We start from the raw sequence: 12933 nt of genomic DNA, 5'->3' as shown, positions 1-12933 counted from the left end.
GCTAAATTATTGGTGGTATGTCGATGAATAATTTCACCCCCCGTGCCCAGCAAGTGTTGGCCTTGGCACGAAAAGAAGCTGACCGCTTCAATCATAATTACGTCGGCACTGAGCACCTACTTTTAGGCTTGATTAAGCTCAGCCAAGGTGTTGCCGTGAACGTATTGACGAAATTAGGCATCGATCTAGAGACCGTGCGAATTGAGGTCGAAAAACAAGTCGGCACTGGTCCAGAAGCCAAAGTGACAGGGAATATTCCCTATACACCGAGAGTAAAGAAAGTGTTGGCTTTAGCTAGCAAAGAAGCCAAGGCGTTAAATCATACTTACGTCGGCACAGAGCATATATTACTGGGGTTACTGCGAGAAGGAGAGGGTGTAGCTGCGCGTGTCTTGAAAAGTCTAGATTTGGACTTGGAGAAAGCACGAAACGAAATTTTAAAAGAGCTGGATCCCAACTTCACCCCTCCGGAGGAAACAACAGAACAAGAAGACGACGATGCAGTCGCTTCTGCTAGTGCCCCTGAAACTCAGGGAACAAAGAACACAATAAAAACCCCGGCCTTAAAAGCTTTCGGTCGTGACCTCACTGAGCTTGCCCGCAAAGGCGAACTTGATCCTGTGATCGGGCGTAGAAACGAAATCGAACGCGTCATTCAAATCCTCTGCCGTCGCACCAAGAACAACCCGGTGCTCATCGGCGAAGCTGGTGTGGGCAAGACAGCGATAGTGGAAGGATTGGCTCAGGAGATCGTGGCAGGAAATGTGCCTGATTTACTTTCCGATAAACGCGTCATCATGCTTGACCTAGCTTTGATGGTCGCTGGCACGAAGTATCGCGGTCAATTTGAAGAGCGGATCAAAGCTGTGATGGATGAGATTAGGAAATCAAAAAACGTTATCTTATTCATCGACGAAATGCATACGATGGTCGGTGCAGGCGCTGCAGAAGGTGCACTGGATGCCTCGAATATCATTAAACCCGCCTTAGCACGAGGAGAACTGCAGTGCATCGGGGCAACAACACTAGCTGAGTTTCGCAAGCATATAGAAAAGGACGCCGCCTTAGAAAGACGTTTTCAACAAGTCCTCGTAGATCCTCCAAGCATAGAGGACACTATTGAGATTCTCCGCGGTCTGCGCCCAAAATACGAAGCGCATCATCATGCAAGATTCACTGATGAAGCAATCGAGCAAGCCGTGCGTCTATCTGAACGTTATTTGACTAACCGCTATCTTCCAGACAAAGCGATCGATGTGCTCGACGAAGCGGGGGCTCGCGCTCGTATCTCTGTCACGTCAAGGCCTCCAGAAATCAAACAAATGGAAGAAGAGCTCCAGGCCATCAAAAGCCAAAAAGAAGCAAGCATCAAAGCTCAAAATTTCGAAAAAGCTGCAAGCCTCCGTGACCAGGAAAAAAAACTTAAAGAACGCCTCGATAAAACGATTGCTGAGTGGAAAGCAAAACGTGAAGAACAAATAGTGGAGGTGAACGCTGACGACATCATGCACGTCGTTGCCAAATGGACAGGTGTGCCGCTAGAGCGCATGTCTCAAAAGGACCGCGATCGTATACTCAGAGTCGCTGAAGAACTCAAAGGGAAGGTCATCGGTCAAGATGAAGCTGTCCAAGCTCTAGGCAAAGCCTTACAACGAGCTCGCGCTGATCTGAAAGATCCCAAACGTCCGATTGGTTCTTTCATTTTCCTTGGACCTACGGGAGTAGGTAAAACCCTTCTGGCGAAAACTCTAGCCGAATACATGTTCGGCACACCTGATGCGCTCATTCAGATCGATATGAGCGAATACATGGAGAAATTTAATGTTTCCCGACTGATCGGTGCACCTCCAGGATATGTCGGCTATGAGGAAGGCGGTCAACTTACTGAAAAAGTGCGTCGCCGCCCATACAGCGTAGTCCTATTCGACGAAATAGAAAAAGCCCATCCTGAGGTCTGGAATGTGCTTCTACAAATCCTTGAGGAAGGGATAATCACAGATAGCCTTGGCCACAAAGTAGATTTTCGCAACACGATTATCATCCTCACTTCCAATGTCGGTGCTGAAGTGATCGCCAATAAAGGCGCTCTCGGATTCGGTTCACAACCGGACTCCATGAGCTACGAGCAAACAAAAGAACGCATGCTCGATATAGCTAAAAAAACATTCCGCCCCGAATTTCTAAACCGACTGGACGACATCATCGTCTTTCGATCCCTAAACCGTGAAGATTTATCGAAAATCGTCCATATCGAAGTCAAAAAGCTCTCTGATAGACTCCAGAAATCCCATCAGTTAACCCTAAACTTAGATGCAAAAGCCATCGACTTTCTCATTCAAAAAGGCTACGATCCTGCTAATGGCGCGCGTCCTCTACGACGTGCAATCGAGAAATACCTAGAGCAACCGCTCGCGGAAGAATTACTCAAGGAAAGCCTCCAACAGGCCTCGCAAATCCTCGTCTCCACGGATACAGCGGGAAGTTGCCTCTCCTTCGAAGCTTCCTCTGAGCCAAATGAAAGGCGATCTCAACAAATTGAAAAAACCCCAGGATGAGTGACGCAAAAGCTTATGTTAAAATTCAAGAAAAATTTCATTGACAAGTAACTTTTTACATTTAATAAATTACTAACTTCTAATAACCACGCCTTATGAATAAACTTGTAATCACCTTAGCTGTTTTAACCCCACTAACATCAGCTCTCTCTCAGCCAATTGCATATGAAGGATTTGCTATCCCGCCCTACGCAGGGACCGGGCCACTTTCAGCCGCACCCAACAATTCTGCTAACCCTGCAGCATGGAATGCTGGAGCACAGTGGTATGGAGATGGAGCGACATCGTCGTCTCTCACATTAAGTTACGATGTATTGCCCTCCAGCGAGGGGCACGCAGTATTTAATAATGTAAACGGCAGGTCCTCAAGAAAGCTAATACTTGACTCTAATATACTTGGCACTCTGATAGATGGTGGGAAAATTGGTGGAGCTAATGCATCAGGGAATTTGTATCTGAGCTTCATGATGACCGTTCCCACAGCGGGAAGTTTTTCTGCCCTTGAACTACACGACAACGTAAACGCTGATCCAAACAGGCGTTTTGAGATTCGCTGGAATGGCTCAGAATTTGAAGCACGTGCTGCCACCGATGCTACTCCAGGCACGGATAGCGCAGGAGATGCATCACAAAATTTAGGAAGTTCAGCGGGAGCCAATTTTTTTGTAGTGAAATTCCAATTTAATGCCGGTGCAAGCAACGACATAATCACTGTATGGAGAAATCCGCAGCTTGGTGTGACGGATGCTCCAGGTGGTTTCACCTTAACAAATGTGTTTGATTCACAATTCACAGAATTATCCATCGCCAACTTTGGTGGAGGCCTTGTGCGGTTCGATGAATTCAGACTCGGCACCACATGGGCGGCTGTAGCAATCCCTGAACCATCTACTTATGCCCTGATTATCGGTGGATCCTTACTCTTGGGTTACATTGTTCGCCGTCGTCGAGACAGCAATTAACAACAACTACAGTTCTAAATCATTTCCAGGGGCGGCGACCAGCCGCCTTTTTTATTTATATTTCCGATCTGGCTTACTGTTGCTCATTGGGAAATGAGCTGCTAAAAAAATAAGCTAAGGCTTATGGATACGCCTCCTTCTGTGTATATCAAAACCTACGGCTGCCAGATGAACGTGCGCGACTCCGAACAGGTCGCCCGCCAACTTGAAGCCAAAGGATATCGTCTAACAGATTCCGAAAGCGATGCCGACGTGATCCTCATCAATACCTGCAGCGTCCGCGATATGGCCGAGCAGAAAGCTCTCGGCAGCATGGCCAATCTCCAGAGACTTCGCCGTAGAAAACCTCATCTCATCATGGGTTTCATGGGCTGCATGGCACAGAGCCGAGGCGCCACAATTTTGGATACTTTGCCCGACGTGGATTTAATTATTGGCACGCAGAAATTCCATCGGGTTGTCGATTACATCGAAGATCTGAGGTCTCAGCCCTCCTCAAGCCGCGCGCCAATCGTTGATGTCGATGAAGAACCTGATTCTCAAAACACGATCAAAGACCATTTGCTGCGCCCAAATCAAGTTTCGGCTTATGTCTCGATCATGCAAGGCTGCAACATGCATTGCACTTTTTGCATTGTGCCTTCGACTCGAGGGCCAGAGCGTTCCCGTCCTATTTCTGAAATTGTAGCAGAAGTAAAATCGCTAGCAGATCAAGGAATTAAAGAAGTCACGCTGTTAGGGCAAATCGTTAACCTTTATGGTCGTCACGAGTTTCCTTCGATAAATGGCAAGACCCCATTTGTGCAGCTTCTTGAGGCTGTCTGTGCGGTGCCGGGCATTGAACGCGTTCGTTTTACCTCCCCTCACCCGATCGGCTACAAGAAAGATCTTATCGCTGCCTTTTCCTATCTACCGCAGCTCTGTGAGCATGTGCATCTTCCTCTTCAATCCGGGAGCAACCGCATACTGAAAGCGATGCATCGAGGTTACACCCGTGAAAAATTCATTTCGCTCGTGCAGGAACTTCGCTCCGCCTGCCCCGATCTTGCTATCAGCACCGACATCATAGTCGGTTTTCCAGGAGAAACGGAAGAAGACTTTCAAGCCACGTGTGAACTCGTTCAAGAGCTACGTTTTGATCAATCCTTTATATTTCGCTACTCTCCGCGGCGGAACACGCCGGCTGCCGCTCTTCCAAATGCTATTTCTGAAGAAGAGAAGCTCTCCCGCAATCACCGTCTTTTAGCGATCCAAGACAAGATTGCTCTTGAAAAAGGCCAAGCTTTGATCGGGCAGACTGTCGAGATCCTCGTTGAGGGGGAGAGCAAAAATAATCCTAAACGCTTTCAAGGTCGCACCCGCACCAATCGGCTTGTGTTGATAGAGGCCAATGAGCGGTGGCGGGGTCAGCTCTTAAATGTGACGATCAAAGAGACGCCTAATGGCTACACGTTTTATGCCGACCCATATCTTGTAGGTTTTACATCGCCCAATTCGCTGAGCCCCGCTTCACTTTCTGCTTGATCTGTTATGATTTATCCGTTCACCTTACAACAGGTTTCTCTTTGTGTCGGCGCGCTCTATGTTCTTCTACACACATGGGGAATAATTCACCCTCATGCTTTTTATCAACGTCTTCGCGCTTTTATTCGCTCTGTGTGGATCGGTCGTGGGCTGACACTTGCCGCAGGTGTCTGGACTATTCTTCTTGTTTTAAATATTGACCTGGGTGAATTCAGTGGCATGCGGAATACTTTCGTCATCATATTATCCATCGGCACATTGCTGGCTATGTTTTTTATAGAAGATTTTCTCTCTGTCCGGGCGCTAGGGATGCTCTTGCTTTTAGCGGCTTGTATCCTTCTGGATGCAGCATTTTTGGAGGAAAGCCGAGCCCGTCTGGTGGTGACGTTGCTTTCCTACGTTTGGATTGTGGCAGGCATGGTGTTTGTGGCTTCTCCTTACCTTTTTCGAGAGATTTTGCGGATCGGTTTCAAGCACTCTTTGCCCAGCCGTCTCTTAAATGGGATCGGCTTATTGATCGGGCTGTGCTTAATCGTCCTTGCGTTTACTGCATACGCTTCATCAGGCGGAGCGGGTGATTAAAATCAGGCTGCGATTTTTTCGTTTTCGTCTTCCTCTACTGCAGGGAGCACCAAAGCAAAACTCGAGCCGACGCCTTTTTCCGTCTCGTAGTGAATTTCAGCGCCGTGGGCTTCAGCTATGCGTTGTGCAATTGATAACCCCAAACCGAGCCGGTCGTCTTTGGTCGAGTAAAAATGTTGGTATAGAAACGGCTGCACATCTTCTGGGATACCGCCGCCGTTATCTTCGATAAGAAGATAGACGACGCGACGGTGGTGCCCGTGGAATTTGGCAAATTTATCGTAAGCTCGGAAAATGATCTTCCCGTTGCTGCCGACAGCTTGCGCAGCGTTGAGGACAAATTGCCTTAGAGCAGCTTTAATTAAATTTTTATTGGCTTGGATTCTTGCATTAGTGGAGATGACTAGTGGGGTGAGAATATTTTTTTTGGTTAATTCATCTACCATTTCGATATGGATCTCGACTAAGGGTTCCTCCGCTTCAATGATTTTTAGGTCTGCTTTATCAGCACGGCAGCTTTGGATGAAACTTTCAAGAGCAGGGGATTTGGTGGCTGCGGCTGTTATACCTGCCTCTTCTAGTAATCCGATAAATCGCTGCATAACCGTCAACTTTCGCCTCTCTATTTCGGAGGATGTCGAGCGATGGGATTTCAAGGCATAACGCGCGATGTGCTCTTTGTAGACTAGAAAAGCCATGAGAGCGTCGAAGAAAAGCAACAGCAGCAGGGCTCCGAAGGTGACGCTCTGAATGTTACGGGTTGCCTGCTCGTGCCGGGCATAGGCATCTTTCCATTGTGAATGTGAGATGTTGGGGTTTGTTTCGATGATTTGTTTTAGGACCTCTCGCTGTAGGCCTGCTTGATAGGCTGAAAAAAAGGCAAAGAAAAGGATTAGCAAAGCTAGAATTAATGTGCCTGTGAGCAAGGCTACTAGACGTTGTCGATAAGTGATTTGGACAGTCGTTCGAGCGCCGAGCTTGAGCCATTCACGAGCTTTATGAAGGAAGCCTGGCTTGTCCGGTTCTTTATGGGACTTCATCTTCCCGAGAGTTTATTTTTTGGCCCTTGAGCAAGTGCCCTTTTTCCGCAAGGTTTCACAAGAAGCGCGGATTCGCAGTTGTTTATCGGTGGGAGTGAAGCCAAGCTTTCGTGTGATGGCATCTTCACGGCGTTCTAGTCCTTCGTCTTCAAACTCGAAGATCTTGTCGCAGTCCATGCAGATCAAGTGGTTATGTTTGGGATGCTTGATGTAATTCGGATCGTAGTAGGTCTGCCCGCGGCCTAAATCGAGCTCGTGGAGGTGTCCGCTTTCTACGAGTAGAGGGAGGGTGCGGTAGACCGTAGCTCGTGAGACGGAGCGGTCTATTTTTTTGACCATTTCATGGAGTTTTTCAGCTGTGTAGTGTTCATCTGTGCTAAAAGCTGCTTCGATGATCGCTATTCGTTGTGATGTGATCCGAGCGCCTTTGCTCTCCATGAATTTAAGGATTTTATCTCTCAATCGAGGGTCTATGGGCATAAGGAAATGGTCATGCAAAACGGGTGCTGTGTCAACCCTATCATCCGATTATTGTGGGCTTCAGAACACGAGCTGAGGGGCCGTGAGGATAATACAAGTCTGAAAAAGTCTCCTCAAGCTAAGCATCTTTTAGCTTTTCGACGAGGGTATCTATCATTTGCTTGAGGCGCGGGTCTTCAGTCATGCGCCGTGATATTTCTCGATATGCGTGGAGGACGGTGCCGTGATCGCGTCCTCCGAAAGCGTCTCCGATTTCCATGAGTGAGGAATTGGTGAGCTGGCGTGCGAGATACATGGCGATTTGTCTGGGCAGGGCAATGTGAGCTGGGCGGCGGCGTCCTGTGAGATCGCCGAGCCGCACATCGTAGGCTTCAGCGACTCGTCGTTGTATGAGCTCGATGGAAATCGAGGGGCGTTGTTCTTGTTGGAAGAGGTCTTTGAGGAGATTTTCAGCTTGTGCGACGGTGATGCGTCCTTGATGGAGAGAGGCATACACGGCGACGCGATTGAGGGCACCTTCCAGGCGCCGTATGCTAGAGGAGATGCGGGCAGCAATTAATGCGAGTATTTCATCAGGAAGGTAGGTCTGCATTTGTTTGAGTTTCTGGGCGAGTATAGCCCTTCGAGTCTCTTGATCAGGCACCAGGAGCTCTGCCGTCAGTCCCCATTCAAAGCGGGAGACGAGGCGTTTTTCTAAATTGGCGATTTCGTTGGGTGGAGAGTCGGCGGTGATGACAATTTGTTTTGATCCGTCAAAGAGGGCGTTGAAGGTGTGGAAGAATTCTTCTTGAGAGCGGTCTTTTCCAGCGAGGAATTGGATGTCGTCTATAAGTAGGACGTCTACTTGGCGGTAACGTTTTCGAAACCGCTCGAGGAGTGGTCCTTGACCTTTACTGACGGCGGCGATGAAGTCGTTGCAAAAGGTCTCACAGGTGATGTAACGGACGCGGAGGTGGCGCTTCTTTTCGATGAGGTAGTTGCCGATGGCTTGCATGAGATGGGTTTTGCCAAGCCCGGCGCGACCGTGGAGGAAGAGGGGATTGTAGGATCGCGCGGTGTTGTGGGCGACGGCTAGCGCGGCGGCGTGGGCGAATTGGTTGTTGGGACCGACGACGAAATTATCGAAGCGGTGGCGTTCGTTGATGCTTTCGCGGTCGATGTCTTCTTCATGCTCTCTGGATGTCGCATTGCGAGAGGGTCGATGACTTCGCGATGCGGGCGTCTCTGGGGGTTGGCCAGGGGATAAGGTAGATATTTTGACAGAGAGGGGTTTTCCTACAACTGTCTCAATTGCGCTTTTAAGGAGGGGAAGGTAATTTTCCTCAATCCAGGTGGGGTAGATTTCGTTATCAGCAATTAGCTCGATGGTCTTATCGCCGATGTGTGTGCAGACGAGTGGGATAAACCATCGATCCACTGCATCGGCTGGAAGAAGTTGGCGGAGATGGTCGCAGATTTGTTTCCATTGATTTTGGTGTTGTGACATATCTGAGGCGTGGCGGGAAGGTGGGGTGAATGGCGGGTATGGCATAGGGCGGTTACTCACAAGTTATTCACAAAACTATATGGAATAGGGCAAGTTCTGCATGTATGTGACTTTTTATGGTTGCTATGTATTTAAGTGTATTAAAATATTGATTTTGAATAGTTTGTGATTTTGCCATTTTGTTAAGGGGCTGTGCGTTAAGGAGAAGTTTGCTCGGCTCGATGGAGGGGAGGCGATTGGAAGGGCTGGAATATGAGGAGTTATTCACAAGGGGGAGATAGACTTCAATCTTGCTCATACTCCTTGAGAACTTGGTGAAATCGTAAGGGATCGCATGGTGTTGGTTCAGGCCGTCTGCCTGAATCGTTCGTATCGATCCGTTACGATTTTTTCCAAAGTGGGTTTTTGATCGTATGGATCGGATCGTTTGAGGCAAGAGAAAAGGCGGAGGATAAAATTATTTTTGAAAATTGCTTGACGGGGGGATCGGGTCTTTTCTGGTAGGTGTGATGTGGACGAAGAGGTGGGGGTAGGAGTTGAAGTTTGATTTTTCAAGGCAGGCGGGGGAAACGAAAATGGTTTTTGGCTAATCTTCTTGTATGACTGTCCTTTTGATTGGGTAACCGCGGGAGATTAGGTAAGACTCAAGTGTGTAGACGATACTGCGGTAGCCCAAGAGGCGTGCGCGCTTAAGAGCTTGTTGGCTGATTTGGTCAGATTCATGGATGCGACCGATGGAGCGCAAAATGCCGGCGATGCGGTGATAGGCTGAGATGATATCGGGGTGCTCGACGATCAGCGAATTTAAGATTTTAAGCGCTTGAGACGGATCTTTTTCTTTTAGAGCAGCGGTGTCTGCTTGTTTGAGGCGCACGACGGGGTGGCTTGGAGTGATGGGATTTTTGAGGCGTTGCTGGAGTGTGAACCAATTTTGGATAAAACCGGGATTGGAGGTCATGTCGAGGTAGATCGCTTTTTCGATGTAAGGGAGAGCTTCAGTGAGGCGGTTTTGTTTAATAAGTAATGCGCCGAGGTCATTTAGACATTGAGTATGGTCTGGAACTATGGCTAAGGCTTTTTCGAAAGCTTGGATGGCGATATCCTCGCGATGAGCACGGAGGGCGGCGTTGGCGAGGTTGAAGGCAAAGGGGAAAGCGTGTGGGGATTCTTGGTGAGCTTTGAGATGCCATTGTAGGGCTTGCTCGTGATTGCCCAGGGCAGTTTCGATAAGTCCCATGTGATTGAGGGCGTAGACGAGGTTGGGTTTGATTTCGATTGCTTTCAGGGCGTTGGCGCGGGCTTCGGTGTAGCGTTTTTGGCTGTATTGAACCATGGCGAGATTGGAGTAAGTGAGCGGGTCGGTATCCTTGATGTCTCGGCATTTTAAGAGAAGTTTCTCGGCCTCAACAGAGAGGCCTTTTTCGTGATAGTAAAGGGCGAGGTTATTTAGGGCTCTGTAGCTGCGAGGATTTATCTTTGCGGATTGGGTGTAGAAAGTGCGGTCGTCACGCCATGTTGATATTTGATAAAAGGATAATACAGCTAGGATGAGGAGCAGCGCGGTTGCTGTGGATGAAATTAATCGCGTGTATTTCGGAAACTTCTCATGAAGGTAACTAATTAGTAAGGCTCCTCCTAACGCAACAGCAAACATAGGAAAGAGCATGTAGCGGTCTGAGACGGTCGAGACGTTTTGAGAGTAAAACGGGACTATGCCTGATACCGACGCGAACCCGCCTGCAAAGAGCAAAAGTAGAGTTAACAAAAGGCGCCGATGACGCGAGCAAGCCGCGGCGATGAAGACAAGGGCAGAGGGAAGCCAGGAGTAGTAGAGTTGACCTGTCTTCAAGATATATTCAGGTGTGCGGCTGTAGTCGAAGCAAAGGTTTACAGGGAACACGACTTTGATTAGATAAAAGCTGAGAGCGTCTAGGGCTACTAAGGGCCGCGTCCAAAGCGGGGTGAGAGTGGCAATGACTTTGTCTGGTTGCAGAATCTTGGCTAAGACTGCAGTAGCTAAGGTGAGGATGAACCAAGGGATCATCAAAAATCCAAGGGTTCGAAGTGGGATGCGATAAATCCCTATCGAAAGAATGACGAGGAGGATCGGAACGTTTATGGCTTGGGGTTTCGAGGTGCAGGCAAAGAAAAAAGCCAGCAGCCCAAGCCCATAAGCCCAACGAGCGGTTGACGATCGCTGAGGTGCCTCCAAATACGACAACCACCCCCACACGGCAAGATATCCAAAAAATGCGCAAAGCATGTCTTTCATGCCTGAGACCCAACACACGGGTTCGACTTGAAGCGGGTGCACAGCGTAGAGAAGGGCACCGAATAGTGCTAGACGGCTGGCTTGTAGCGGCGTTGAGTTTGTGGATGAAATTTTTCTGATCAACTTAGTAAGGATCAGGTAGATAACTGTAGTGGTTAGGATGTGCACTGCCACGTTGGCAAGGTGATAGACGGAGGGATGGATGACGGTATAGGCTGTGTCGGGGAAGAGGCTGTCTGAGATTAAAGCTAGGGCTGCCCAGACAGTGTAAGTTAGGGGGATGTAGATATCTTCAAACTGTTTGAATTCCTTAGGAATTACTGGTGTCCAATAATAGGTGAGGGTTTGGAATGTCGGGGGATGCAATCGGTGGTTGTATTGAACGGTCGCGTGATCGTCCCAGGATAGAAACTTAAAGTCTTTGAGTTGGAAGTAGAGTATGCAAATTGCCGCCGTGATAAGAAAGTAGGGGTGGCTTATGACTTTTATTGCGAATGATGTCCAGGGGGCGGAATTATGGGGAGGGGGAGGTATCTTGGAACGAGTGAGGTTTTGCTTTTTCATGGATGGGACAAGTAGCGGGGCGTCATCAGGCTACTTGCTTACGCAGATGGGATGGGAGAATACCGAGCTCTTTGCGATATTTTGCTATGGTGCGCCGAGCGAGCACGAGGCCACGCTCGGAGAGTTTTTCGTAGATCTCTTGATCTGAGAGGGGGTTTTGTGGATCTTCATTTTTTATGATTTCGGCGACTATTTCCTTGGCTGTGGTGTTAGCCAAGGATTCACCGGTCTTTGTTTTTACGGCTGTGCTAAAGAAATGTCTTAGGGGAAAGACCCCGTGAGGACATCGGAGCGCTTTGTTGGCAATACTGCGAGAAACTGTGGTCTCGTGGATATTGAGTTCTTGCGCGATTTGGTTCATGGTGAGTGGGGCAAGATGGTCGGGACCTTTTTCAAAGAAAGCTTTTTGATGGTGGAGGATTCTTTCTGCAATTCGACGGAGGGTATCTTGGCGTAATTTTATGGCTTTTATTAAGAATTGGCCTGAGCGAAGTTTTTCTTTAAGGTATTCTTTAATTTCTGGATTGTGGGCTTGGGCTGCAAGGAGATCTTTGTAGGTGGTGTTGATGCGGATTTTGGGGAGTTCATCTTCAAGGAGTGTCACGACCCATTGGTCATTTATTTTTTCGATTTCTATCTCTGGATAGATTATGTTGAAGCGAGGCGTAGGAGCGTAGTTGCTTGCGGGGTGAGGGTTAAGTTTTTGTATGAGTTTTGAGGCTTGAATGACTCGTTTGCGGGAAACGTTAAGGGCACGTGCAATCTCGTTGTAGTGTCGTCTGGCTAAGGCTTCGAGGTGATGCGTAACGATTTGGATTTCTAATTTTGAATTCGGGTGGTATCGCTGTAGTTGTAGGGCGAGAGACTCTGAGAGGTCTCGCGCGGCAACGCCGGCGGGTTCAAAGGATTGGACGAGTTCAAGCGCTTTTTGGACAGTTTCATAGTCTGTTTTGGTGCTTTGAGCAATGTCGTAGAGCGAGACGTGTAGGAAACCGTTTTCATCTAAATTCCAGATTATTTCTTCAGCTGCTTTGCGTATTGGCGGAGGGGGGGTGGCAATGAGAAGTTGTCGGAGCAAATGTTCGGTGAGTGTAGTTTCTGTGGATTGAGCATCGAGAAATTGTTGATGACGGTCTGTGGATTCAGCGTTAGCGGTGGAGGAAAATGATTTTGTGGGGATGGACTGAGAAAAATACTCGCGCCATGAGTAATCGGGGGAGAGCTGAGGTTCGGGAGGCTCCTCAGAAGGGTCTTCAGATGGGGTCTCTGATAGTCGTTCGTCTTCTAGTAGAGGATTTTCATTGATTTCTTTTTGGACTAAAGATTGAAGTTCTAGTATCTGGGCTTGCAATATTCTTAGGGAATATTGCATTTGTGGAGAGAGTTGTTGGCTGAGGGATAAGCTTTGTGAGAGCCCCACATTTTGCATGATGAGGATTTATCAGAAGCGTGGATGTAAAACAATAAT

10 protein-coding genes are annotated in these 12933 nt (G+C 48.3%); 4 read left to right on the top strand and 6 right to left on the bottom strand.

Translation table 11 applies throughout. The features are described 5' to 3' along the window. Nucleotides 1-23: 23 nt before the first annotated feature. The 4 genes from NZM04_06980 to NZM04_06965 all read left to right on the top strand — a co-directional run bounded on the left by NZM04_06980 (nt 24) and on the right by NZM04_06965 (nt 5623). Nucleotides 24-2555, top strand: a complete 2532-nt coding sequence (locus NZM04_06980; protein MCS7063770.1) for an ATP-dependent Clp protease ATP-binding subunit — start codon at nt 24-26, stop codon at nt 2553-2555. A gap of 95 nt (nt 2556-2650) precedes the next feature. Beyond that, complete coding sequence (locus NZM04_06975; protein MCS7063769.1) at nt 2651-3517, top strand: PEP-CTERM sorting domain-containing protein; 867 nt, start codon at nt 2651-2653, stop codon at nt 3515-3517. 123 nt (nt 3518-3640) lie between these two features. Next, nucleotides 3641-5041 carry a tRNA (N6-isopentenyl adenosine(37)-C2)-methylthiotransferase MiaB gene (gene miaB / locus NZM04_06970; GenBank protein MCS7063768.1) on the top strand — a complete coding sequence of 467 codons (1401 nt, stop codon included), beginning with the start codon at nt 3641-3643 and terminating at the stop codon, nt 5039-5041. Between the two features lie 6 nt (nt 5042-5047). Next, nucleotides 5048-5623: a hypothetical protein gene (locus NZM04_06965; GenBank protein MCS7063767.1), complete on the top strand. Its 576-nt coding sequence runs from the start codon at nt 5048-5050 to the stop codon at nt 5621-5623. A 2-nt stretch (nt 5624-5625) separates the two neighbouring features. On the opposite strand, the gene NZM04_06960 is transcribed toward NZM04_06965, so the two are convergent. From NZM04_06960 to rpoN, 6 genes are all read right to left on the bottom strand, one after another. Next, a complete protein-coding gene (locus NZM04_06960) occupies nt 5626-6663 on the bottom strand; it encodes an ATP-binding protein (protein ID MCS7063766.1) in 1038 nt (345 codons plus the stop codon). A gap of 12 nt (nt 6664-6675) precedes the next feature. Continuing rightward, a complete protein-coding gene (locus tag NZM04_06955; protein ID MCS7063765.1) occupies nt 6676-7143 on the bottom strand; it encodes a transcriptional repressor in 468 nt (155 codons plus the stop codon). Nucleotides 7144-7261: 118 nt separating this feature from the next. Beyond that, nucleotides 7262-8674, bottom strand: a complete 1413-nt coding sequence (gene dnaA / locus NZM04_06950) for a chromosomal replication initiator protein DnaA (protein MCS7063764.1) — start codon at nt 8672-8674, stop codon at nt 7262-7264. Nucleotides 8675-8974: 300 nt separating this feature from the next. Further along, nucleotides 8975-9184 (bottom strand): hypothetical protein, encoded by a 210-nt coding sequence (locus NZM04_06945; protein ID MCS7063763.1) that lies wholly within the window; start codon nt 9182-9184, stop codon nt 8975-8977. Between the two features lie 31 nt (nt 9185-9215). After that, nucleotides 9216-11465: a tetratricopeptide repeat protein gene (locus NZM04_06940; GenBank protein MCS7063762.1), complete on the bottom strand. Its 2250-nt coding sequence runs from the start codon at nt 11463-11465 to the stop codon at nt 9216-9218. Nucleotides 11466-11490: 25 nt separating this feature from the next. Further along, complete coding sequence (gene rpoN, locus NZM04_06935; GenBank protein ID MCS7063761.1) at nt 11491-12894, bottom strand: RNA polymerase factor sigma-54; 1404 nt, start codon at nt 12892-12894, stop codon at nt 11491-11493. Nucleotides 12895-12933: the final 39 nt, after the last annotated feature.

Source organism: Candidatus Methylacidiphilales bacterium (assembly GCA_025056655.1).
In the GTDB taxonomy this organism is placed as follows: Bacteria; Verrucomicrobiota; Verrucomicrobiia; order Methylacidiphilales; family JANWVL01; genus JANWVL01.
This window is presented reverse-complemented; position numbering and strand designations above follow the sequence as displayed.

Bases quoted from the DNA above. Each gene is read 5' to 3' on its own strand.
- NZM04_06960 (MCS7063766.1), bottom strand. From the start codon at position 6,663: ATGAAGTCCCATAAAGAACCGGACAAGCCAGGCTTCCTTCATAAAGCT.
- NZM04_06940 (MCS7063762.1), bottom strand. From the start codon at position 11,465: ATGAAAAAGCAAAACCTCACTCGTTCCAAGATACCTCCCCCTCCCCAT.
- miaB (MCS7063768.1), top strand. From the start codon at position 3,641: ATGGATACGCCTCCTTCTGTGTATATCAAAACCTACGGCTGCCAGATG.
- NZM04_06955 (MCS7063765.1), bottom strand. From the start codon at position 7,143: ATGCCCATAGACCCTCGATTGAGAGATAAAATCCTTAAATTCATGGAG.
- NZM04_06980 (MCS7063770.1), top strand. From the start codon at position 24: ATGAATAATTTCACCCCCCGTGCCCAGCAAGTGTTGGCCTTGGCACGA.
- dnaA (MCS7063764.1), bottom strand. From the start codon at position 8,674: ATGCCATACCCGCCATTCACCCCACCTTCCCGCCACGCCTCAGATATG.
- NZM04_06965 (MCS7063767.1), top strand. From the start codon at position 5,048: ATGATTTATCCGTTCACCTTACAACAGGTTTCTCTTTGTGTCGGCGCG.
- rpoN (MCS7063761.1), bottom strand. From the start codon at position 12,894: ATGCAAAATGTGGGGCTCTCACAAAGCTTATCCCTCAGCCAACAACTC.
- NZM04_06975 (MCS7063769.1), top strand. From the start codon at position 2,651: ATGAATAAACTTGTAATCACCTTAGCTGTTTTAACCCCACTAACATCA.